Origin of the sequence: Caballeronia sp. S22, from assembly GCF_964261745.1 — a bacterium.
Classification (GTDB): Bacteria; Pseudomonadota; Gammaproteobacteria; order Burkholderiales; family Burkholderiaceae; genus Caballeronia; species Caballeronia jiangsuensis.
Genome location: NZ_OZ180040.1, coordinates 593,321 through 616,791 on the forward strand (window position 1 = coordinate 593,321; position 23,471 = coordinate 616,791).

19 protein-coding genes and 3 pseudogenes are annotated in these 23,471 nt (G+C 59.1%); 18 read left to right on the top strand and 4 right to left on the bottom strand.

The window, feature by feature from the left end:
• Nucleotides 1-11: 11 nt before the first annotated feature.
• From ACEN42_RS41200 to ACEN42_RS41235, 8 genes and pseudogenes are all read left to right on the top strand, one after another.
• The gene (locus ACEN42_RS41200) at nt 12-1,049 is read left to right on the top strand and encodes an ABC transporter ATP-binding protein (RefSeq protein ID WP_371884099.1); all 1,038 of its coding nucleotides are present in this window, start codon (nt 12-14) and stop codon (nt 1,047-1,049) included.
• Nucleotides 1,049-1,900: an ABC transporter permease gene (locus ACEN42_RS41205; protein ID WP_371884100.1), complete on the top strand. Its 852-nt coding sequence runs from the start codon at nt 1,049-1,051 to the stop codon at nt 1,898-1,900. The genes ACEN42_RS41200 and ACEN42_RS41205 overlap by 1 nt, the downstream gene beginning before the upstream one ends.
• Nucleotides 1,900-2,694, top strand: a complete 795-nt coding sequence (locus ACEN42_RS41210) for an ABC transporter permease (RefSeq protein WP_371884101.1) — start codon at nt 1,900-1,902, stop codon at nt 2,692-2,694. The genes ACEN42_RS41205 and ACEN42_RS41210 overlap by 1 nt, the downstream gene beginning before the upstream one ends.
• Nucleotides 2,691-3,815 carry an NAD(P)/FAD-dependent oxidoreductase gene (locus tag ACEN42_RS41215; RefSeq protein ID WP_371884102.1) on the top strand — a complete coding sequence of 375 codons (1,125 nt, stop codon included), beginning with the start codon at nt 2,691-2,693 and terminating at the stop codon, nt 3,813-3,815. The genes ACEN42_RS41210 and ACEN42_RS41215 overlap by 4 nt, the downstream gene beginning before the upstream one ends.
• Nucleotides 3,793-4,098, top strand: a complete 306-nt coding sequence (locus tag ACEN42_RS41220) for a (2Fe-2S)-binding protein (protein ID WP_371884103.1) — start codon at nt 3,793-3,795, stop codon at nt 4,096-4,098. Before ACEN42_RS41215 ends, ACEN42_RS41220 begins: the two co-directional genes overlap by 23 nt.
• The gene (locus tag ACEN42_RS41225) at nt 4,095-5,507 is read left to right on the top strand and encodes an NAD(P)/FAD-dependent oxidoreductase (protein ID WP_371884104.1); all 1,413 of its coding nucleotides are present in this window, start codon (nt 4,095-4,097) and stop codon (nt 5,505-5,507) included. The genes ACEN42_RS41220 and ACEN42_RS41225 overlap by 4 nt, the downstream gene beginning before the upstream one ends.
• Nucleotides 5,504-5,863 carry a RidA family protein gene (locus ACEN42_RS41230; RefSeq protein WP_371884105.1) on the top strand — a complete coding sequence of 120 codons (360 nt, stop codon included), beginning with the start codon at nt 5,504-5,506 and terminating at the stop codon, nt 5,861-5,863. The genes ACEN42_RS41225 and ACEN42_RS41230 overlap by 4 nt, the downstream gene beginning before the upstream one ends.
• A gap of 270 nt (nt 5,864-6,133) precedes the next feature.
• Nucleotides 6,134-6,330 (top strand): annotated as a pseudogene (locus ACEN42_RS41235) (threonine synthase); the annotation flags it as partial.
• A gap of 325 nt (nt 6,331-6,655) precedes the next feature.
• Here the strand turns inward: ACEN42_RS41235 and ACEN42_RS41240 are convergent.
• Nucleotides 6,656-7,087, bottom strand: coding sequence for a hypothetical protein (locus tag ACEN42_RS41240; protein WP_371884106.1), 432 nt, complete (start codon nt 7,085-7,087; stop codon nt 6,656-6,658).
• Between ACEN42_RS41240 and ACEN42_RS41245 the strand changes: the two genes are divergently transcribed.
• The 9 genes and pseudogenes from ACEN42_RS41245 to ACEN42_RS41285 all read left to right on the top strand — a co-directional run bounded on the left by ACEN42_RS41245 (nt 7,086) and on the right by ACEN42_RS41285 (nt 19,386).
• On the top strand, nt 7,086-8,333 hold the full coding sequence (locus ACEN42_RS41245; protein ID WP_371884107.1) for an ISL3 family transposase: 1,248 nt from the start codon (nt 7,086-7,088) through the stop codon (nt 8,331-8,333). The two genes, ACEN42_RS41240 and ACEN42_RS41245, sit on opposite strands and share 2 nt — an antisense overlap.
• A 268-nt stretch (nt 8,334-8,601) precedes the next feature.
• On the top strand, nt 8,602-10,017 hold the full coding sequence (leuC, locus tag ACEN42_RS41250) for a 3-isopropylmalate dehydratase large subunit (protein ID WP_371884108.1): 1,416 nt from the start codon (nt 8,602-8,604) through the stop codon (nt 10,015-10,017).
• Between the two features lie 33 nt (nt 10,018-10,050).
• Complete coding sequence (gene leuD / locus ACEN42_RS41255) at nt 10,051-10,701, top strand: 3-isopropylmalate dehydratase small subunit (RefSeq protein WP_371884109.1); 651 nt, start codon at nt 10,051-10,053, stop codon at nt 10,699-10,701.
• 30 nt (nt 10,702-10,731) lie between these two features.
• Nucleotides 10,732-11,799, top strand: a complete 1,068-nt coding sequence (gene leuB, locus ACEN42_RS41260; RefSeq protein ID WP_371884110.1) for a 3-isopropylmalate dehydrogenase — start codon at nt 10,732-10,734, stop codon at nt 11,797-11,799.
• 151 nt (nt 11,800-11,950) lie between these two features.
• A pseudogene (locus ACEN42_RS41265) lies at nt 11,951-13,399 on the top strand (MFS transporter).
• 83 nt (nt 13,400-13,482) lie between these two features.
• Complete coding sequence (locus tag ACEN42_RS41270; protein ID WP_371884046.1) at nt 13,483-14,457, top strand: IS5 family transposase; 975 nt, start codon at nt 13,483-13,485, stop codon at nt 14,455-14,457.
• A 994-nt stretch (nt 14,458-15,451) separates the two neighbouring features.
• Entirely contained in the window at nt 15,452-16,174 is a 723-nt protein-coding gene (locus tag ACEN42_RS41275) for a gluconate 2-dehydrogenase subunit 3 family protein (protein WP_371884111.1), read from the top strand.
• Between the two features lie 68 nt (nt 16,175-16,242).
• Nucleotides 16,243-18,015: a GMC family oxidoreductase gene (locus tag ACEN42_RS41280; RefSeq protein ID WP_371884112.1), complete on the top strand. Its 1,773-nt coding sequence runs from the start codon at nt 16,243-16,245 to the stop codon at nt 18,013-18,015.
• Nucleotides 18,016-18,018: 3 nt separating this feature from the next.
• A complete protein-coding gene (locus ACEN42_RS41285; RefSeq protein WP_371884113.1) occupies nt 18,019-19,386 on the top strand; it encodes a cytochrome c in 1,368 nt (455 codons plus the stop codon).
• Between the two features lie 75 nt (nt 19,387-19,461).
• On the opposite strand, the pseudogene ACEN42_RS41290 reads toward ACEN42_RS41285, so the two are convergent.
• The 3 genes and pseudogenes from ACEN42_RS41290 to ACEN42_RS41300 form a co-directional block, all read right to left on the bottom strand.
• A pseudogene (locus tag ACEN42_RS41290) lies at nt 19,462-19,792 on the bottom strand (transposase); the annotation flags it as partial.
• A gap of 273 nt (nt 19,793-20,065) precedes the next feature.
• On the bottom strand, nt 20,066-21,496 hold the full coding sequence (locus tag ACEN42_RS41295; RefSeq protein WP_371884114.1) for a sensor histidine kinase N-terminal domain-containing protein: 1,431 nt from the start codon (nt 21,494-21,496) through the stop codon (nt 20,066-20,068).
• Complete coding sequence (locus ACEN42_RS41300) at nt 21,489-22,166, bottom strand: response regulator (RefSeq protein WP_371884115.1); 678 nt, start codon at nt 22,164-22,166, stop codon at nt 21,489-21,491. Before ACEN42_RS41300 ends, ACEN42_RS41295 begins: the two co-directional genes overlap by 8 nt.
• Nucleotides 22,167-22,310: 144 nt before the next feature.
• On the opposite strand from ACEN42_RS41300, the gene ACEN42_RS41305 reads away from it, so the two are divergent.
• Nucleotides 22,311-23,411, top strand: a complete 1,101-nt coding sequence (locus ACEN42_RS41305; RefSeq protein ID WP_371884116.1) for an ABC transporter substrate-binding protein — start codon at nt 22,311-22,313, stop codon at nt 23,409-23,411.
• Nucleotides 23,412-23,471: the final 60 nt, after the last annotated feature.

The window sequence follows — 23,471 nt, forward strand, 5'->3', positions numbered from 1 at the left end:
GGGTCTCAGGCGTGAGTTATCTACAGCTGAACGGCTTGGTGAAACGGTACGACGATTTCGTAGCGGTCAAAGAATGTACTCTTTCCATCGAGCGGGGAGAGCTTGTCTGCTTGCTTGGACCCTCTGGTTGCGGAAAGACAACGACGCTCCAGATGGTGGCAGGGCTTGTTACTCCGACGTCCGGGAGAATCATTCTCGATGGCGAGGACATAACGAACGTAAAGCCGAGTGCACGCGGGCTAGGCATCGTCTTCCAGAGCTACGCACTGTTTCCTCACATGACGGTGCAAGAGAACGTCAGTTTTGGTCTCGAAATGCGGCGAGTGTCATCTGCTGACCGAAAGAAGCGGGTACAGGAGGCGCTCGAACTCGTGCATCTTGAGAGGTTTGGTGAGCGCTTCCCGCGCGAGCTCTCCGGTGGCCAGCGCCAGCGCGTCGCTATGGCGCGTGCACTCGTCATTGAGCCTCGAGTGCTTCTGCTTGATGAGCCAATGGGGGCGCTTGACGCGAAACTGCGGGAGGACATGCAGGTGGAATTGAGGGCGCTGCAGGAGCGGCTCGGCATCACCACCGTCATGGTGACCCACGATCAGGCAGAAGCGATGACATTGGCCGACCGTGTGGTCCTGATGAACAAGGGCGCTGTCCAGCAGGTCGCGACTCCGTTCGATATGTACGAGGCACCCAACGGAAGTTTTGTGTCGAAGTTTCTCGGCAAGGCCAATGTTCTAAGCGGCTTCAATTACGGCGGCGCTGTCGACGTCAATGGGACTCGCTTGCCCTGTTTGAGCGACGCGCAGACGGGCGAAGTCGACTACATCGTCCGGCCCGAGAAAATTCGAGAAAGCACTGACGGCGCGTATATTTTTGGCGAGGTCGTCGGGCGTACATTCCTCGGAAATCACTGGTTGCTGAACGTGCAAACTCCGCTGGGTGTAATTCAATACGTGCAGATAAACAGCGGAAATCCGCCCACAACCGAAGGTTCAAAGATCGGCCTCTGTTGGGAGTCCGAGCACGTGTGCGTCGTTGCGAAAGGTGAAGGCTAATGGACTCATTGCGCAATCGACTACCTTACTGGCTGACAACGCCCGCATCTGTCTTGATGCTTGCTTTCGTTGCAATTCCGCTTGTTCTCACGCTGTCTCAGAGTCTGCATTCAACTCCTCCGGTTGAGAGTACGCATCTAACGCTATATCAATACACGCAGGTGTTCGGCGACCAGTATTATCGCGGAATTTTTGCAAGGACGTTCGGGCTCGCGTCGCTCGTGACGCTGCTATGCATCCTCATCGGCGTGCCAGAAGCGTACGTTCTGAGTCGGTTATCACCGCGGTGGAGAGCGTTGTCGATGTTCGTCGTCCTCGGTCCGCTTCTCATGTCCGTTGTCGTACGTACGCTTGGCTGGGCGGTGCTGCTGGGCAACGAAGGACTACTGAATTCGATACTGTTGAAAATCGGGCTCATCGACGCACCCGTGAAGATGATGTTTACATTTTCCGGCGTCGTGGTGGCGCTCGTACATGTGCAGGTGCCATTCATGGTGTTGGCGGTCTGGACTTCGTTGCAGCGGATGGACGTTTCGACTGAAAGTGCAGCGGAAACATTGGGGGCATCGTCGCTGACAGTATTGCGTCGAATCGTAGTGCCGCAAGTAATTCCGGGCGTGCTTTCTGGCGGACTGGTGGTGTTCGCGTTGACTGCTAGCGCGTTTGCTACCCCGGCAATCATTGGCGGTCGTCGACTCAAGGTCGTTCCAACGACTATTTATGACGAGATTCTGAGTAACCTTAATTGGCCGCTCGGCACGGCTATCGCGGTGGTGCTGATGGCGGCGGTGTTGCTCATCTCGGTCGGTGTCGGACGTTACGTTGAACGTCGCTACAGACAGGTGTTTTGATGCGCAAGACCCCATCGTACCTTCTCGCGTTTCATGTGGCGTTCGCCTGCTTCATGCTGGCGCCGCTCGTTGTAGTCGTGCTTGTCTCGCTTACAGATAAGGGATACGTTTCAATGCCATTTGATGGAGCGTCCTTGCGGTGGTATCGCGCGATACTCGACGCACCTGATTTCATTGCGGCGTTTCAACGAAGCGTGGGTCTTGCAGCTGGCGCGGCAACTATCGCGACGGTCCTAGCCGTACCAGCAGGGCTGGCGATCGCGTGGTTCCGCTTCTGGGGAAGGGACGCGGTAATGAGTCTTCTTCTCTCGCCTCTGATGGTTCCAAACGTTGTGTTGGGCATTGCGCTTCTGCGCTTTTTTTCCCAGTTGAACATTGCGGGTTCCATGTCGACGCTTGTTTTGGGTCACGTTCTGGTCATCCTGCCCTATGCCTTGCGACTCGTAGTCGCGTCAGCAGCGGGATTCGATCGGTCCGTGTCCAATGCAGCACAGACGTTGGGCGCATCCGGATGGACCACATTTCGTCGTGTTGAGCTTCCGTTGATCATTTCGGGCGTTGCAGGTGGCTGGCTGATTGCGTTCGTCACGAGCTTCGACGAACTGACAATGTCCATCTTTGTCAGCTCCGCAGCGACCGAGACGCTTCCCGTCAAGATGTACAACTACATCGCTAATACTATCGACCCGCTTCTGGCGTCCGTATCCACCGTCCTTATCGCAATGACCCTGTTGCTGTTGATTGTGCTCGACCGGCTCTTCGGTCTTGACCGTGTTCTTTCTGGAAAAACATGAAAACCGACTCTTCAACTGACGTTTTGGTCATCGGCGGAGGTGTAAGCGGGATGTCTGTCGCCTACGGCCTGGCGCGAGCCGGGCAGCGGGTAATCGTGCTGGACCAGGGCGACGATGTCTTTCGGGCGACTAGAGGAAACTTTGGCTTGGTTTGGGTACAGGGAAAAGGAGTCGCAAAGCCACCGTACGCGAGATGGAGTGTAACGTCGGCCGCGCTGTGGCCAGAGTTCGCGGCTGAGCTGACAAGACAATCGGGCGTCGAGGTCGAACTGTCGCAAGTAGGCGGAATGCGATTGAGCTTCAGCGATAGGGAACTGACGCGCTGGGCCGCTGATATGGATCGCATTCATGACTCGCTCGGAAGCGACTATCCCTACGAACGCCTGAGTGCGGCCGACGTACGAGCGCGCATTCCAGAGGTCGGTCCCGACGTTGTTGGGGCGATTTTCTCGCCTCTCGACGGTCACGTGAGTCCGCTGAGACTGCTTCGTGCCCTGGTGCAGGCGTTCGCGAACCTCGGCGGCAAGTTGAGCACCGGAGAAAACGTCGAGGCAATCGACCATCGCGGGGGGGAATTCCACGTCCGGACCCAGAAGGGCCGATATGCCGCAAGTCGCATTGTACTTGCGGCGGGCCTGGGCAATCGCACATTGGCGCCTATGGTCGGCCTGCATGCGCCCGTTGAACCCGTACGTGGACAAATTCTTGTGACCGAGCGGATGCAACCGTTTCTGCGTTATCCGACTTTGCACGTGCGGCAGACCGGCGAGGGAGTGATTCAGATAGGGGACTCGAAAGAAGACGTCGGGTTTAATGATGCAACCACCGTGAAGGAACTAGGGCGGATCGCAAGGAACGCAGAGCGATATTTCCCCCTTCTGAAGACCGTCAATGTGATACGTGCGTGGGGTGCATTGCGCGTTATGACGCCCGACGGTTATCCGATATACGACGTGTCACAAGAGTGCCCTGGTGCATATCTCGTCACCTGTCATAGCGGAATTACCTTGGCCGCGCATCATGCTGGCACTATATCAGACTGGATTTGCGGCGCGGCGGCGCCCGCGGACGTTCAAACTTTCAGGGCAAATCGTTTCCATGTTCAGAACTCTACAAACTGAATCGCCGCGGCGATCCATAACGCTGACTGTCGAGGGTCGTACGGTTGAAGCGCGTGAAGGCGACACGCTTGCGCTCGCGTTGCTCGATTCTGGGATCGACCACACTCGTACGACGCCCGTCTCCGGCTCGCCAAGAGCGCCGCTTTGTCTCATGGGCGTCTGCTTCGAGTGCCTCGTCGAGGTTGACGGTCAGCCAAATATCCAGGCCTGCATGCTCGAAGTAGGGGAGGGCATGAGGGTGCGCCTGCAGAGCGGGGCTCGTTGCGCCGGAGGAGTGGAATGACGCATGACATGATAGTAGTTGGTGCAGGCCCCGCGGGAATGGCGGCAGCGGCGACCGCTAGTGAGTTGGGATTGAAGGTTGCGCTTGTCGACGAGCAGCCCAGGCCTGGTGGGCAGATCTATCGGAACATCGGCGTAGTCGATTCGTCAGTCAAGGCACTCCTCGGGCGTGACTATGTAGCCGGCAGCGCGCTGCTGATGCGGCTGAGCCAGACTGCTGTCGACGTTCGTGCCGGCGCATTAGTATGGGACGTTGACCAGAATCGAAACGTTACGTTGAGCATGGCGGGCCGGTCTGAGCGCCTCCAAGCGCCCCATCTGCTTATCGCTACCGGTGCTCAGGAGCGGCCATCGCCCGTTCCGGGCTGGACACTACCGGGCGTACTAAACGCTGGCGCCGCGCAGATCGCGCTGAAGTCAGGGCCTTCGATTCCAGACGGACGGATTGTCCTTGTGGGCGCCGGCCCGCTTCTGCTTCTCGTCGCATGTCAGTTGTTCTCGGCTGGCGCTCACGTGGCCGCACTGGTCGAGACTGCGCCCATTGAAAATTGGACTCGCGCGCTGCGACATTTGCCCGCTGCGTTACGCGCTCCCGGGCCGCTACTCAAAGGGCTGCGTATGCTTGCGAAGCTGCGCTCGTCCGGAATACCTTGGTACAAATGCGCGACCGAAGTCTCGATTCAGGGCGAGTATCGCGTGCGTGAGGTGCACTTTCTGCATCGCGGAAAGAAAGTCGCATTAGCGGCAGATGTCGTGCTCGTTCATCACGGCGTTGTCCCAAACTCGCAGCTCACGCGTTTGTTGGGGTTGAAGCACACTTGGAGCGAAACTCAACTAGCCTGGCGTCCCGATCGGAATAGCAGGGGCATGAGTGCGTTAGAGGGCGTATGGATTGCTGGCGACGGTGGCGGCATTGACGGCGCCCGCGCGGCAGAGGCGAGCGGTACACTCGCGGCACTTGGGATTGCTCATGCCCTGGGACGCATTGATGCCGCTGAGCGGGATAAGCAAGCTTCGCGTTGGGCAAAGCGTCTCGCGAACGAACGAGCCGTTCGTCCGTTCCTGGATGCGCTTTATCGGCCGCCGGCATGGATTGGCTCGCCGAGCGACGAGACACTGGTCTGCCGTTGCGAAGAAGTGGACGCCGGCCGGGTTCGCGAGATGGCACGACTCGGTTGTGCGGGACCAAATCAAACCAAGTTTTTTAGCCGGTGCGGCATGGGCCCCTGTCAGGGACGCATGTGTGGTATCACCGTGACACAAATATTGGCCGAGGCGCGCGGCGCCTCACCGCAGGAGATTGGAGCCTATCGTGTCCGGGCTCCCATCAAACCAATTCCACTACATTCACTGGCAGCGCTAGATCCAGATGCCAACGAAACAAATATCATTGAGGATGGTTCGGAATGACAACTCAAATTGAACGGATTGACGTCACACCTCGCATGAGCAAGATCGTCCGACACGAGAACATTGTTTATCTCTGTGGGCAAACTGCGAAGGGAGCAGCTGCAGGTGACGTTGTTCATCAGACGCACGAAGTGCTGTCTCGAGTAGATACCCTCCTGGCAAAGGCGGGCAGTGATCGTTCAAGAATTCTGACCGCGATGATTTTTTTGCGAAATATCCGTGATTTTGCGGCGATGAATGAGGTTTGGGAATCCTGGGTTCCTGCCGGTGCGGCGCCTGCCCGAACTACCGTCCAGGCACACTTGGCATCAGAGGAACTGTTGGTTGAAGTGACCATTACGGCGACCATAAGCTAATCTTTCAGCGGGGAACACGTCGGAATCCAACGCATCTTGCCAAAGCAAGCACATGGTCAACCTGGCGCGAAAAGAGGTGAGGAGTGCCTATAAGTTGTGGCGCCCAAACGAATCTCGCGCTGGGACCCTTATACCAAACGGCGCCGCAGTCCGGGGGTACAGACGGTCGTCGGTGGAAGAAGGGCGGTTGTGATTCTTTCGACGTCTCGCTGCTCGACGCCAGAGTTCTCGAGACGCACATGCCCCTCGCCTCCAACTTCCCGGTTGCCCGGCGTGCCGATGATCGTGCTCGAGCCGCGCAGCGGATCAAGTTCGGCGAAACTATCCGCGAAGCGCTGCAACGCGAGCCGCAGCGGCCCGCGGCGTTCGTCGGGCTGGAGTCACTGCCGCAGCGCTTCGAGTTATTCCCGGCGGACGTTCAGCAGGTGAAGGATTTCATCGTCGAAATGACCGAAAGTGACAGGTGAGATGTCGGTGCGGCCGGTAGCCGACCGCTCAGACAGGGAGGGGTGTGGTCGGCAATGTGGCGTCGACGAGAGATAGGGGGAGGTTGTTAGTACAAGGCGGAGTTGTTGATGGTGGGGTTCAACATTCAAAGCGTGAACCCCTGACGGGAAACCCGCAACAACAGTTCTTAACGCGTTCGGGCGGGTGTGTGACCCGGTGGCACTTGAAGATCGACGCTATGAACTTCGATCGGCAGCAACTTGAAACGTTGCGAAAGGTCACATTCTCAGCCATCTAATTTTCGGGCTCGTCGGAGAAACCTGTGGGTGAATTAAGGGTGTGCGGCTAGCCAAGTGAAGCTCGATTTAAATATTGATAGAGCTTGCGACATGTTGCATCAAAGGAGTTTTGTGCGGACTCGGAGATAGCTGGCCAGATGAGGGGTCCGCCGTCTTCCTCGATGAGTTTGTCCAGGAGGGTTTCCACCGGGAGGGTAAGAAGATCGGGATCTTCATGCCGGCGTCGGATCATTTCGCCGCCGAGCAACCAGATGTGATCGCGGTGCCGAAGCAATGTCTTGCGCGCGCATCTCAAGGTTAGGAGATGCTCAAGGAACGGCGTGAATATTGCTACGATTGTCCGTCCAGTCGAAATATCTTCGTCGTCGACTCGCCACGACGCAGGCCAGTTATGCAGATCTGGGACGTACTGCTCAAGCGCTTGCTGTTCGGTGACAATGGCGGCTTCGCCCTTGCCGGTCCTGAGCTTGCTAACCATGTTGCTGACCCGTCTGCTTAATGCTTGTCATCATTTTCCCGGCTTTGTATATGAAGGTGCACGGCTGTGCGAGGCAACCCAATCCATCGAAATCGACGTTCGGCCGCGCAAGGGTTCGAAGGCGATTTGCTCATGCTGTAACCAGCCTGCGCGGGGTTATGACTCGCTCACGGAGCGCCGCTTCGAGTTTATCCCCGTCTGGGGCTTCGCCGTGTTTCTGCTCTATACCATGCGGCGCGTCGATTGTCGTGCTTGTGGCGTGAAGGTCGAAGCTTTGCCGTGGGCCAACGGCAAGCACACGCTCACCCGCGCTTACATGATCTTCCTGGCGCAATGGGCACGTAAGCTCTCCTGGAAAGAAACAGCAATCAGCTTCCGGACCACTTGGGAGAAGGTCTTCAACGCAGTGGAATGGGTCGTCGAGTGGGGGCTGAGCCATCGCGAACTCGGTACGATCCGCGCGTTGGGCGTCGATGAAATCCAGTATGGTCGTGGACACAAATACCTCACGCTCGTCTACCAAATCGAGGCTGGCTGCACGCGGCTGCTCTGGGTCGGGCAGGAGCGCACGAAAGACAGTTTCGCCAAATTCTTCGCGGTGATAGGAAAACAGCTCTGCGAGAAGATCGAGTTCGTGTGCTCAGACATGTGGAAGCCCTACCTCGAGATGATCGCGCTGCATTGCCCTAATGCGCTAAACATCCTCGACCGCTTTCACATCGTCGCCAAGATGAACAAGGCGATCGATGAGGTTCGCGCCGAGGAAGCTCGCCGCATGCGCCGCGATGGCTATGAGCCGGTGCTCACGAAGTCCCGCTGGTGCCTGCTCAAGCGACAGGAAAACCTGACTGACAAACAGCGGTTGCGCCTGCGCGATTTGCTTCAATACAACTTGAGCACCGTTCGCGCCTGGCTGCTTAAAGAAGAGTTCCAACAACTCTGGGATTACATCTCACCTGTTTGGGCCGGGAAATTCCTCGATCAGTGGTGTACCCAGGTGATGTACTCGCGCATCGAACCGATGAAGAAGTTCGCTCGTACCGTGCGCGCCCATCGTGAGTTGATCCTCAATTACTTCCGGGCGCGCGGGCAGTTCTCCAGCGGCATCGTCGAGGGCTTGAACAACAAGGCGAAAGTGACCATGAGAAAAGCCTATGGTTTCAAGACCTTCAAAGCGACGGAAATCGCGCTATATCATGCACTTGGAAGGCTCCCTGAGCCTCCGACCACCCATACTTTTTCCTGACGAACCAATTTTCGCATATCAGGTTTCGCTATTTTTGATTTTACCGTTATCGGCGACCAAAATATACTGGCTGAAACATTACAATCGGAGACGACATGAAAGCCAGCACTACATCAAGGCAAGCGCGAGACGCCTGCCACGCATACCGTCGACGCTGACCAATTCCCCGGGTTTCCCCTAGCGACGTTGTCACTGTCCCCTCTCCTCGGCTCCGGCGCGCCGCGCCGGCGAGGACCGATCATTTTTCACTCGCGCGGCCTTCAAGCTCATGTCAGAAGCAAACACGCTTTACGACAAACTGTGGAACACGCATGTGATTCACACCGAAGAGGACGGCACCTCGATCCTCTATATCGACCGTCACCTGCTGCATGAAGTGACGAGCCCGCAGGCGTTCGAAGGCCTGAAGCTGGCCGAGCGCCCGGTGTGGCGCATCAGTGCGAATCTGGCGGTGTCGGATCACAATGTGCCCACCACCGACCGTTCGCACGGCATAGCGGACCCGGTTTCGAAGCTGCAGGTCGACACGCTCGACTCCAATTGCGATGCGTTGGGCATCACGCAGTTCAAGATGAACGACCTGCGCCAGGGCATCGTGCACATCATCGGGCCGGAGCAGGGCGCGACGCTGCCGGGCATGACCATTGTCTGCGGCGACTCGCACACGTCCACGCACGGCGCGTTCGGCGCGCTGGCGCACGGCATCGGCACGTCGGAGGTCGAGCACGTGCTCGCCACGCAAACGCTTCTGCAAAAGAAGAGCAAGAACATGCTGGTCAAGGTCGAAGGCCAGTTGCCGCGCGGCTGCACCGCGAAGGACATCGTGCTCGCGATCATCGGCAAGATTGGAACGGCGGGCGGCACCGGCTACGCGATGGAATTCGGCGGCTCGACCATTCGCGCGCTCTCGATGGAAGGCCGCATGACTGTGTGCAACATGGCGATCGAAGCGGGCGCGCGCGCCGGCATGGTCGCCGTGGACGACACCACCATCAATTATTTGAAGGACCGTCCGTTCTCGCCGCAGGGCACGGAGTTCCAGCAGGCCGCCGAATACTGGTGCCAGTTCAAGTCGGACCCGGATGCGCAGTTCGACCGCGTCGTCGAACTGAACGCGGCTGAAATCGTGCCGCAAGTGACGTGGGGCACGTCGCCGGAAATGGTGACGTCGATCGACGGCCGCGTGCCCGATCCCGAGAAGGAAAAGGACCCCGTCAAGCGCGACGCGATGGAGCGCGCGCTGACCTACATGGCGTTGCAGCCGAACACGCCGATCGAATCAATCCGCCCGGACAAGATCTTCATCGGCTCGTGCACGAACGCGCGCATCGAAGACCTGCGCGCCGCCGCGTACGTGGTGAAGTCGCTCGGACGCCGCGTTGCGTCGAATATCCGCCTCGCGATGGTCGTGCCGAGCTCGGGCCTCGTGAAAGCGCAAGCCGAGCGCGAAGGGCTCGACAAGGTCTTCACCGACGCCGGTTTTGAATGGCGCGAACCGGGCTGCTCGATGTGTCTCGCGATGAACGCCGACCGGCTGGAGCCGGGCGAGCGTTGCGCGTCGACGTCGAACCGCAACTTCGAAGGGCGCCAGGGCGCGGGCGGACGCACGCACCTCGTGAGCCCGGCGATGGCGGCGGCGGCGGCCATCGAAGGCCATTTCGTCGACATCCGCAAGCTCTCCTGAACGGGCCCGCACAACATTCACCGGTAAAGCGACATGGAAAAATTCATTGTTCACTGTGGGCTCGTGGCGCCGCTCGATCGCGAAAACGTCGATACGGACGCGATCATCCCGAAGCAGTTCCTCAAGTCGATCAAGCGCACCGGCTTCGGCCCGAACGCGTTCGACGAATGGCGCTACCTCGACGTCGGCCAGCCGGGCCAGGACAACAGCGAGCGTCCGCTGAACCCGGATTTCGTGCTGAATCAGGACCGCTACAAGGGCGCATCGATTTTGCTGACGCGCAAGAACTTCGGCTGCGGCAGCTCGCGCGAACACGCGCCGTGGGCGCTGGATCAATACGGTTTTCGCGCGATCATCGCGCCGAGTTTCGCCGACATCTTCTATAACAACTGCTTCAAGAACGGCTTGCTGCCGATCGTGCTGACCGACAGCGAGGTCGACAAGCTGTTCAACGAGACCTCCGCGTTCGTCGGCTTCCAGTTGACGATCGATCTCGAAGCGCAGGTCGTGCGCACCGGCGACGGCACCGAGTACGCGTTCGAGGTGCCGGGTTTCCGCAAGTACTGCCTGCTGAACGGCTTCGACGATATCGGCCTCACGCTGCGTCACGCGGACAAGATCAAGCAATACGAAGCCGAGCGCCTCGCGAAGCAGCCGTGGCTGAATAACCGGCTCGTCGGATAAATCGAAACACGATCAAAGAAGGAAGAGACGATGAAGATTGCAGTATTGCCCGGCGACGGGATCGGTCCGGAAATCACCGCCGAAGCGGTCAAGGTGCTGAACGCGCTCGGCGAGAAGTTCGAGCTTGAAGAAGCGCCGGTCGGTGGCGCGGGCTATGAGGCGAAGGGCCATCCGCTGCCCGATTCCACGCTGGCGCTCGCGAAAGAAGCCGACGCGATCCTGTTCGGCGCGGTCGGCGACTGGAAATACGACAAGCTCGAGCGCGCGCTGCGTCCCGAGCAGGCGATCCTCGGCCTGCGCAAGCACCTGCAACTCTTCGCGAACTTCCGTCCGGCGATCTGCTATCCGCAACTGACGGCGGCGTCATCGCTGAAGCCGGAAATCGTGTCGGGCCTCGACATCCTGATCGTGCGCGAACTGAACGGCGACATCTATTTCGGCGCGCCGCGCGGCCTGCGCGAAGCGCCGGACGGCCCGTTTGCCGGCGCGAAGGAAGGCTTCGACACGATGCGCTATTCCGAGCCCGAAGTGCGCCGCATCGCGCACGTCGCGTTTCAGGCGGCGCAGAAGCGCGAGAAGAAGCTGACGAGCGTCGACAAGGCGAACGTGCTGGAAACGTCGCAGTTGTGGCGCGACACGATGATCGACGTCGCGAAGGAATATCCGGACGTCGAGCTGTCGCACATGTATGTCGATAACGCCGCGATGCAGCTGGTGAAAGCGCCGAAAGCGTTCGACGTCGTCGTGACCGGCAACATGTTCGGGGACATCCTCTCCGACGAAGCCGCGATGCTGACCGGCTCCATCGGCATGCTGCCGTCGGCGTCGCTCGACAAGAACAACAAGGGCCTGTACGAGCCGTCGCACGGTTCTGCGCCGGACATCGCGGGCAAGGGCGTCGCCAATCCGCTCGCCACGATCCTTTCAGCTGCGATGATGCTGCGCTATTCACTCGGCAAGACCGAGCAGGCGGACCGTATCGAAAGTGCGGTGAAGAACACCCTAGAGCAGGGCTATCGCACCGGCGACATCGCGACGGCGGACGGCAGGATCGTCGGCACGAAGGAGATCGGTGACGCGGTTGTTGACGCGCTGTAGAGCGCGAGAGAGGCAACAGCAAGTTGTTCATTCACCTCGGTTGCAAGTGAAATCAAGAACGAGTCTATGGCGTTTGTGCCGCTGAATTCTGGTGCCGAGTAAAAGTGCAAGCGGCGTTCCGCTGCGCATCATCAACTAAGTAGGAGACAAAATGCCTAGCGCCGGACCTTATGCGGACGATTATCAACCGACGACAAACGGGTCGGTAATTAGAGACGTCACAACGCCTTCTGAAAACGCAGACATCTCCGCACGTCTTGATAGATTGCCAGCCACGCGTTCGGTATGGAAATTGATCGCAGTGCTTAGCTTAGGATTTTTTTTCGAGCTCTACGATCTGTTGTTCAGTGGATACATTGCTCCAGGCCTCGTTAAAAGCGGAATATTAACTGCAACGACGACGGGACTTTTTGGAACTTCAGGCGTCGCGAGTTTTATCGCTGCTTTATTCACTGGTTTGTTCGTAGGAACATTCGCGTGCGGATTTCTCGCGGACCGCTTTGGCCGGCGCGCCATCTTCACATATGCGATGTTGTGGTACGTCGCGGCAAACACCATAATGGCGTTCCAGACGACAGCGTTTGGACTCAATGCGTGGCGCTTCGTTTCGGGAATTGGAATTGGCGTTGAGTTAGTTACGATTGGCACCTACATGTCGGAGCTCGCCCCCAAACATCTCCGAGGGCGTGCTTTTGCCGTCTGCCAGGCAATCGGCTTTTCCGCAGTACCTATTGTCGCGTTTCTTTCATATCTCTTGGTGCCGCTTAGTCCGTTCGGGTTCGATGGTTGGCGGTGGGTCGCTTTGATCGGCGGCGTGAGTGCTCTCTTCATCTGGTAGTTCCGCCGCAATTTGCCTGAAAGTCCCCGGTGGTTGGCAACGAAAGGTCGGCTCGAAGAGGCGAACGTTATCCTGACCAAGCTAGAAGAAAAAGTAGCGCGTGAGCACGGCGGCGTGCTGCCGGAAATCGGCCCGACGGATCCTGTGGTTAAGAAAGCTGGCTTTTCCGATATGTGGAAGCCTCCCTACCGAAGCCGGACTATCATGTTGCTCGTCTTCCACATTTTCCAAACTATTGGATTTTATGGATTCGCAAACTGGGTCCCTACCTTGCTCATCAAGCAAGGGATTAATGTGACGCATAGCCTGCTATTTACCACGATTATCGGTCTGGCAGCACCGGTCGGCCCGTTGATCGGATTCTGGATTGCGGACCGAATTGAACGGAAACATGTAATCATGTTTATGGCCGGTGTTAATATTGTATGCGGACTGCTCTTTTCTCAAGTTAGCGCTGCCGCAGCAATCATCGCGTTGGGGGTCTGCCTCACGATTGCGGGCAACATTATTTCTTTCACTTTCCACACCTATCAGCAAGAGCTGTATCCCACGACAATCCGCGCGCGCGCCGTTGGTTTCGTCTACTCGTTTAGCCGTCTGTCGGCGGTTTTCACGTCCTTCATCATTGCGTTCATACTGAAGGACTTCGGCGTCGTAGGCGTTTTCACATTCATCGCCGGTGCAATGCTGCTCGTTATTGTGGCAATTGGAACCTTAGGGCCGAAAACCCGAGGAAAGTCCCTCGAAAGCATCTCCCACTAGGTTTAAGGCAATGCTGATCAAGTCCACCACTCACGGGTGTCATGCGTTATAGCGTAGACATGCGACGGTAAAAGCAAAAAACGATGAAGCAACTGACACTGGCGATGGCAGTCGATCAATGCGCGGGATTCGGAGCACAGCGCAAACCTACGCGACGCGAAGCGTTTCTCGATGAGATGAACAGGCTCGTGCCGTGGGCCGAACTGTGTGTCGTGGTCGAGCCGTATTACCCGAAACGCGGCAACGGTCGCCCGCCGATCGCGCTGGAGCGCATGCTGCGGATTCATTTTGTACAGCACTGGTTCAACCTTGCAGACCTGGCGTGCGAAGAGGCGCTGTACGACAGCCTCAGCCTGCGCCGTTTTGTGGGCATCGACCTGGGCAGCGAAACCGTTCCAGACGCCACGACGCTGCTCAAATTCCGGCACCTGCTTGAAGAGCACAAGCTGGGCGAGCGAATCTTCGCCGAGGTGGGTCGGGTGTTGCAGGCACGCGGAGCAAAGCTCAAGAGTGGCACGATTGTAGACGCCACGCTGATCGGCGCACCCTCTTCGACGAAGAACAGGGAGAAAGCGCGGGACCCTGAAATGCATCAGACGCGTAAAGGACAGCAGTGGTATTTCGGCATGAAGATTCATGTCGGCGTGGACAGCCAGAGCGGACTGACGCATAGCGTCGTCGTCACGGCGGCCAACGTGCACGACAAACACCCACTGCCGCAGCTTCTGCATGGCCAGGAGCAGCGGGTCTATGGCGACAGCGCGTATGCGAGCCAGAAAGCGCTGATCCATGGCAAGGCCCCACGTGCCCGCGACTTCACGAATCAGCGCACGCGCCGCAAGGACAGCGTCGATGAAGTGGCGCGTCGCAAGAACCGCAACAAGTCGAAGATTCGCGCCCGCGTCGAACATGTGTTCGCCGTGGTCAAACGGTTGTGGGGTTTCACGAAGGTGCGCTATCGCGGCCTGGCGAAGAATGCCAATCGCGCCTTCGTTTCGCTCGCGCTGGCGAACCTTTACCTGTCGCGAGGCCGATTTACGGGACAGGTGCGCCCGTAATGGGCGAAACACGGGCCAAAAGCCCGTGCAGAACGCCTGCGGCACGATAAAAGGAAGCGGAATGACCATCTTCATCGGTTATTCGAAGAGTTTACGCATGCTCAATCGTGATCGGTCGCGTTTACACGGCTTGATCAGCATTGCCTTAATCCGAATCGGATGACGGCGAGCGGCTAATCGGCCGCATCGTCGACTTGGGTATGCAAAAGCACCTACTGTAGCCGCGCGATGCCGATTTCTGGCACCGACATCCTAAATCACGAAACAGAGTGTTAGATCCTTACGCTTCGAATCCTTACGCTTTTAGGGTAGGCCGTGCCGAAAGTCCATGGCCGATGCTCGTTCGCTTCAGCCGTGCTATGCGGATGCGACTCATCGTACTGGTCGGACGCAATGGCCAATTGCACTCCGTTCTCCATCTGCCTGGGGCGTCTATCCGAGATCCACGCGGCTCCGATGGGAACTACGCGGCGAAGATTCGCCAAACGGCAGAGTGGCGACGGTTGCGTAGAGGTCTAATTCGGCGTCGAAGAACAAGCGCAGCTACTGGGCCGGCCGCAAGCTCGGCGACGATCCGGAAGCCTAGCTCACATCGGCAACGTCACATCCGGGAAGCTGGTGGACCCACTGGAGCGACTGGCTGCATTGCATGCGAGCAAGCAGGTCGGGGCACGGAATAAGCTGGGCAACACGAAGTTCAGAACGATCGAGCCTGCGCCCGGACGTTACGTCACGAAGCATCCGCCAGGGTGATGCCGGTCATTTAGTTTTTGTCTTCAGGCCGGTATACCATACAACTTTAGTGGATAGCATGCCTAAATAAAAGCGTCCCAATCAAAGCCGGAAAGATGGATGAAGCATCTAAAGATTTGTATGATAGTGTTGGGTTGCGAATCTCGACATACGATCATAGGTCGGCGTCGCGCAACTTTCCGAGCGGCTTACATGGTGTTGACCGGCAATCTTTGTTCACTGACTTCCTGGGTGGTTACGCATGCGTAGACGCGGGTTTCTTATATCGTTCGCGCTGCTGGTTGGCAGCATCGCGGTTGCAAAAGCGAAGGTCATCTGGGGGGGCATGCCATGGACCGGCAACGCAACGCCTCCGCCGAAGCCAATCGTGGCAGACGGGTGGAAATTCTTTACTGAGGACGAAGCGGCATTGACCGAAGCCATCGCAAACCGTCTTATCCCGGCTGACGATCTCAGCATCGGCGGCAAGGAAGCCGGTTGTGCGGTGTTTGTCGACGCACAGCTCGCTGGAGAATACGGCAAGGGGACCTATCTCTATCTCGACGGACCATTGAAGGAGGGGCTGCCCCAAGCCGGTCCACAATTCAAGGAAGGGCCCGCGGCCCGCTGGCGCGCCGGCCTGGCCGCTTTCGATGCGGCGGTCAAGGCGCATTCCGGCGGCAAGCCATTCGTCGCATTGGCGTCCGATGCGCAAGACGACATGATCGGCCAGTGGGAAGCGGGTACGTTGCCGATGCCGAACGTCGACGCCAGGCAGTTTTTTACTCTGGTCCTGTGGAATGTCCGAGAAGGCTTCTTCTCGGACCCGATCTACGGTGGGAACAAGGACATGGCGGGCTGGAAGATGGTGGGCTTTCCAGGGGCGCAATACGATTTCCGCGACTATCTGGACAAGCCAGGGCAAAAACTGGAGATCAAGCCGGTGAGCTTCATTCGCAAGCAGTCACAGGCGGTTCAGTCCTGAATCCATCAAGGCATCGGCGCGTCCGATACGCGCCGCTTCCACAATACATCGCAACAGGAGTTTCCAGCATGGCGCAAAAGCGACCAAAGGCAGATGCTGTCATCGTCGGCCTGGGGTGGGCCGGATCGCTGATGGCAAATGAACTCACGCTCGCAGGGTTAAACGTGGTGGCGATCGAGCGCGGATCGTGGCGCGATACCAGCACGGATTTTCCGACGACAATCGATACCGACGAGTTGCGTTTCGCGCGCCGGCGCGAATTGATGCAGCCGTTGAGCGTAGAGACGATGACGTTTCGCAACCGGCCGGACCAAGAGGCGCTGCCGCTGCGGGACCTGAATACCTATCAGTTCGGTTGGGGGGTGGGTGGCGCGGGCTCGCACTGGAACGGGATGACGTGGCGCTTCCTGCCCACCGATTTCGTCACGTATTCGCATACCGTTGAGAAGTACGGCAAGAAGAAGTTCGTCGAGGGGCTGCAGGTACAGGACTGGGGCATCACTTACGACGAACTCGAACCGTTCTACGACAAGTTCGAACGCATCGCAGGCACTTCCGGCAAGGCAGGCAATATCCAGGGCAACAAGATCGAAGGCGGCAACGTCTTCGAAGGGCCGCGCCAGCGCGATTATCCTCTGCCGCCGCTTGCGCGCACGCAGGCGGCACTGCTATTCGAGAAGGCGACGAAGGGCCTTGGCTATCACCCGTTCCCGGTGCCGGCCGGCAACACGTCCGGCGCTTATACGAACACACTGGGCGTAAAGATGGCGCCGTGCACGTACTGCGGTTATTGCGAGTTCTTCGGCTGTGGCAACTGGTCGAAGAGCAGCCCGCAAGCTTGCGTGCTGCCGGCACTGATGATGCGCAAGCAGTTCAGCTTGATTCCGAATGCCGAAGTGCTGCGCGTCAACCTGACCGCGGACAGGAAGATGGCCAGCGGCGTGACGTTCATCGATAACGACGGGCAGGAATGGGAGCAGCCTGCCGACATTGTTGTGTTGTCCGCCTATCAGTTCGATAATGTACGGCTGATGCTGCTGTCGGGCATCGGCAAGCCGTATAACCGCGACACCGGGGAAGGGGTGGTGGGCCGCAACTACGCCTATCAGACGATCTCTGGAGCGTCGATCTGGCTCAAGGATCAGCAACTCAATCCGTTCATCGGCGCTGGCGCGCTCGCACACGGCATCGACGATTTCAACAGCGACAACTTCGACCACACGGGCTACGACTTTATTGGCGGAGGCGTGGCGATCATCCACTCGACGAACGGTCGTCCCATAGGCATGTCCTCCGGGCTGCCGAAAGGGACACCGGCCTGGGGATCGGCCTGGAAGAGGGCTTATCAGAAGGCGTACCAGAATTTCAACTCGATCTACGTGATGGGTAACAGCTATCCTCATCGCGATGTTTTCCTCGATCTCGATCCGGTCTACAAGGACCGGCATGGACAGCCGCTGTTGCGTGTCACGTTCGACTGGAACGAGAACGACAAACGTTCGGGAAAGTTCATGGCGGGCAAATCAGAAGAAATTGCGCGCGCGATGAATGCCGAAACCATCGAGCGCTCGGAGCCGACAGCCGCTCCTTTTACGCCGATGACGAATCTGTCGTCGCATACCACGGGCGGCGCTTGCATGGGCGATGATCCGCGAACCAGCGCGGTCAACAAGTATCTGCAGAGCTGGGACGTCCCGAACACGTTTGTTTGTGGCGCCTCGGCGTTCGCGAACAACGGGGGCTACAACCCGACGGGGACGGTCGCGGCGCTCACTCTACATGCGGCGCAGGCGATCCGGGACACCTATCTGAAAGCGCCCGGCCCACTGGTCAAGGTATGAACGATGACACAACAATCCACGGGTGAACTGAAGCCGCCCGGCGCACATGCTCGGCGCGTTGGCATCGTGCTTGCGGTGCTGGTGGTGCTCGCACTTCTGGTGTTGGGCGGACTGGTTGCGTGGCGGAGCGCCCAGCGCAATGTCAGCGCTGACGATCCTGATTTACTCAAACGTGTCGTCGAATACGGCGAGGCAGACGGCAGTGCACAGACCGATCCGGTCAGGCGCGGATTGTATTTGGCGCGGGCCGGTGATTGCATCGCATGTCATACTGCGAAGGGCGGCGCGCCGTTCGCGGGCGGCCTCGGCCTCAATACACCATTCGGCGTTATCGTGTCCAGCAATATCACTCCGGATCTGGAGCATGGGATCGGTCGCTGGACCGACGCGCAATTCCTCAAGGCGGTCAAGCAAGGCGTCGCGCCGCATCACAAGCTGTTGTATCCAGCGATGCCATATAACCTGTATGCGCGCGTCAGCGATCGGGATCTGCTCGACATCTTCGCATACCTGAAAACGGTTCCGGCAGTCGCCCAAACGCCGCGGGGCAATCAGATGCCGTTCCCGTTCAACATCCGGCAGATGATGTTTGGATGGAATCTGCTGTTCTTCAATCCCACACCGTTCAGGCCGAATTCATCGAAGTCGGTCGAATGGAATCGTGGTGCGTATGTGGTCGATGGGCTTGGCCACTGCACCGCGTGCCATAGCGGGAAGAACTTCCTCGGCGGTGATATCAGTTATCTGCAAGGCTACGATCTCGACGGCTGGCACGCACCGGAAATTACAGGCAATCGCTACGTCGGGATCGGAAACTGGAGCGAAGCAGATCTCGTCGCCCATCTGCAGACCGGCGGCAATCGCATCAGCGTCGCCGCCGGGTCAATGGGGGAGGCTGTCACAAACTCGACGCAGTACATGACGAAGGCCGATCTGAAGGCCATAGCCGTTTACTTGAAGAGCCTGCCGGGTTCCGACAAGTCGGCGCCGATAGCGCTGTCCGGAAGCGACCAGACGATGGCGCTCGGTTATGCGTTGTACCGGATCAATTGCACGGCCTGCCACAAGACAAATGGCGACGGCGTTAGTGCGATGGTGCCGTCGCTGGCGCACAACCCAGGCGTGCAGGCGCCGGGTGCTAATAACCTCATCCGCACGATTTTGGTGGGCGGCCGCGGCGCTCCGACGGCCAGCGACCCGACCAGCGCGCAGATGCCCGCGTTCGCCTGGAAGTTGTCGGACGCTGATGCCGCCGCTGTTGCGACCTATATCCGCAACAGCTGGGGTAACGCGGCAGCAGCCGTCGATGCGAAGGATGTGGAGACGTTGCGCAAAAATCTGAACGCGAGCAGGGCACTGGAAATGCGCTGACGCGTAAAACGGCGGTGAAGGCATGCTCTGCCAAGAGGTAATGTCAACGCTGGTGTATGGGCGGGCAGAGCATGATCAAGCGGCGAGCGGTTGCTGAGCCGCTGCGCTTTCGATCACCGGGATACCATCTTCGAAGGGAACGCCCTTCAGAAGCTGTCCGATTCTTTCGGCGCCCCGAATCCGACGCCACGACTGCTCGGCCGATTCAACAAGCTTGAACGCCATGCCGAGGAGCGTTGCGCGCGATAGACAATTTCGGGCGCGGCTCGTGCGATGGCGCGCCGTGGCGAAGGTGGGCTCGATCGGATTCGTTGTCCTCAGGTGCTGCCAGTGCTCCACCGGGATTGTAGAACGCGAGCAATTCATTGCGGTCCTTCGTGAGCTTCTCGACGGCCTTCGGATACTTGGTAAGCGTCACTTTCGTTTGACGAAAAGTCGAGGGGAGCACCGATTGCGGGCCGCGCCGTATCTCCGTGTTGACGCATATTGTTGCGCAACGCGCGCAACAATCAGTCTTTAATGACCTAATCACTGGCGCCATCTCCCACGTTCAAAAACAGCTCAGCGAGCGCTGTGTCGGTGAGGGTGCCAACCCCCACTAGAATACGTAATCGAAACCCGAAGAGAACCCAGTCCCCTGCGTTCCTTTCATTGATAAACTAAACGTCGTCCACTTCTCTCACGTTTTCTGCGCAGCGTAACAGCCTCGAGGAGGCCTTAAACGCGCCGGCGAGAACACTACACTAACGAGGAGCCCGCCGCCGGGCGCATCGTCAAGCGAAACCTGCGCGCCGTGCACCCGCACAATCTCGCGCACGATCGCAAGACCGAGCCCGCTGCCTTCCACGTTCTGAGTCGCCGAGCTTCGATAGAAGCGCTCGAAGACCGCATCGCGTTCCTGCGCCGCGATCCCGGGACCATTGTCGATCACTTGCAGCAATGCACTGTCGTTCGTTGAAGCCACGCGCACCGTGATGACCGATCCATCGCCCGCATAGCGGATCGCATTGTCGATCAGATTGCCGCAGAGTTCGCCGAGCAGATCGCGTTGACCGGTCACGTCCACTTCGTCTTCCTGCTCGAAGCCGAGGTCAATGTTGCGGGCGCGCGCCACCGGCGACCAGTCGAGCGTCACGCTGCGCGCGAGCTTGTCGAGCGACAGCGGCGCGAGCTTCATCGAATGCCCGCTGTCCGCATCGAGCCGCGAGAGCGACAGCAGTTGCTGCACACCTTTGCCCGCCTGCCGCACGGCGTCGTTCAGCCGCTTCAGGTGCAGTCTCGCGCGTTCGTCGCGCGTCTCGCGCAGCGCCAGTTCCGATTCCGCCTGAATCACGGCGAGCGGCGTCTTCAACTGGTGCGCGGCGTCGGTGAAAAAGCGGCGCCGCGATTCCTGCATGCGCCTCAGGCGCCCGATGTACTGATTGATCGACTCGACGAGCGGTTCGACTTCGCGCGGCAGGCCGTCCTGATCGAGTGGGGCGGGATCGTCGTCGGCGCGGGCGGCGACCGTCGCCGACAAGCGGTTAAGCGGCCGCAAGCCGCGCCCGACGCCGAGCCACACGATGCCAAGCGCGAGCACGATAAGAACCGCTTCCTGCGTGAGCGATCCGACCAGGATCTCGCGCGCGAGCGCCTGCCGCGGCTCGATCGTCTCGCCGACCATGATCCACACGACGCGTGTCTGCGCAGTGGGCACGTCATGCACCGGCAGGCGCAGCGCGCCCATGCGCAGTTGCTCGCCGCGATAAGTCGCGTCGTAGAAACGCATCTGATACGGCTCGGGCATCGCGCGCTTCGGCGGCAGCGGCAAGTCCGCATAGCCGGTCACGGCACGTCCGCTGGCCTCGCGAATCAGGTAATAGATCTTGCCGCCGACATCGGATTCGAACAGCTCCAGGGCGAGGTACGGCAGATCGACTTCAATCTGGCCGTCATGCAGCCGAGTACCTTCGCGGATCGATTTCAGTGAGAAGGCGAGCGAGCGGTCGAACGCGACATGCGCGGCATTCATCGCGCGCTGATAGGTCAGCCACGAATCGAGCGCGAGCAGTGCGACGAGCGGCAGCAAGAGCCACAGCGACACCTGCCGCCGCAAGTTCGGCTTAGGCATTCGCGGGCTTCGCTTCGAGCAGATAGCCGAGACCGCGCAGCGTCACGATCGCGACCTCGCTGTGCTCCAGCTTCTTGCGCAGCCGGTACACGTAGATCTCGATCGCATCGGGATTCACCGATTCATCGATGCCGAAGATCTTCTCCGAGAGCGTGTCCTTGTTGATCGCGCGGCCGTTGCGCAGGATCAGCACTTCGAGCACGGCACGTTCGCGCGGCGTCAGCGCGAGCGGCTCGCCATCGAGCCGGAAGCTGCGATCGACGCTGTCGTACGCGAGCGGCCCGCATTCCACGCGCGTGTGCTCGTGGCCGTGGCTGCGGCGGATCAGCGCGCGGGCACGCGCTTCCAGTTCGGTGAGTTCGAACGGCTTGGCGAGATAGTCGTCGGCACCGAGGTCGAGGCCCTTCACGCGGTCCTCGACCGAGCCGTGCGCTGTCAGGATCAGGACGGGCACCGGATTGCGACGCTGACGCAAGCGCCGCAGCACTTCGAGGCCGTCGAGCCGGGGCAGACCGAGGTCGAGGATCACGAGCGCGTAGTCCTGTGTGCGCAGCACGTGATCCGCGGCTTCGCCGTCGTGCATGCAATCGACCGCGAAGCGGGCTTGCGTGAGCGCGTCCGTCAGCGACTTCGAGAGGATGGGATTGTCTTCGACTAGCAGAACGCGCATGACAGTGAACTAGGGAAATCCATGGGAAGAAAACGCCTGGAATGAGCGAAACCCACGGAGATTGAAAGCGATCAGAAAGCGCTCGCGACTTAACATGCGCCACTCGAACACATAACCATTACAAAGCGAATTCTGGAGGAAGACATGAAAAAATTGAATCCCCTGTTGCGGGTTACCGTTGCATCCGTCGTCCTGTTCGCCGCGCATGCGGCTCAGGCGCAAGTGCCTGCGGGTTATCCCGGATCGTATCAGTCGGTCATCGAGGGTGCGAAAAAAGAGGGCAAGGTGCTCGTCTATTCGGTGACGGACACGGCGCTGGTGCGTCCGCTCATCAAGGACTTCGAGTCGCTCTACGGCGTCAAGGTCGAATACAACGACATGAACAGCACGGAACTCTACAACCGCTATATCAGTGAGAACGCGGCGAGCAGCACAAGCGCCGACGTGTTGTGGAGTTCGGCGATGGACCTTCAGGTCAAGCTCGTCAACGACGGCCTGATGGCGAGCTACGAATCGCCCGAGACGGCCCAGTTGCCGCAATGGGCGCAGTACCAGAAGCAGGCTTACGGCACGACCTACGAGCCGCTCGCGATCGTCTACAACAAGCGCCTCGTGCCCGCGAACGAAGTGCCGCAGACGCGTGCCGACCTCATCAAGCTCTTGCAGACGCAGGCCGCGAAATACAAGGGCAAGGTCACGACCTACGACATCGAGAAGTCGGGCGTCGGCTTCAACTACCTCACGCAGGATGCACGCGTGAACCCGCAGGTGACGTGGCAGCTCGTCGATGCGATCGGCGCGTCGAACCCGAAGCTCCAGTCGAGCACGGGCGCGATGATGGAGCGTATTTCGTCGGGTGAGAACCTGATCGGCTACAACATCCTCGGCTCGTACGCATTCGCGAAGGCGAAGAAAGACCCATCGATCGGTTATGTCTATCCGAAGGATTACACGCTGGTGGTGAGCCGCCTCGTGACGATCTCGAAGAAGGCAGCGAATCCGAATGCGGCGAAGCTGTGGGTCGACTACCTGCTCTCGAAGCGCGGCCAGACGCTGCTCGCCAACCAGGCCGATCTGTTCTCGATTCGTTCGGACGTCGAGGGCGAAACCTCGATGGCCGGCCTCACGAAGCAACTCGGCGAGTCGCTCAAGCCGATTCCGATCGGCGCGGGTCTCCTGGTCTATCTCGACCAGAGCAAGCGGCTTGAATTCCTGAAGAAGTGGCAGCAGGCAATCAAGCGCTAAAGCCTTTCCCAGCCCGCACCTGACGCGGGCCTCTCCCGTATTTTCTTCGATGCGTCGGCA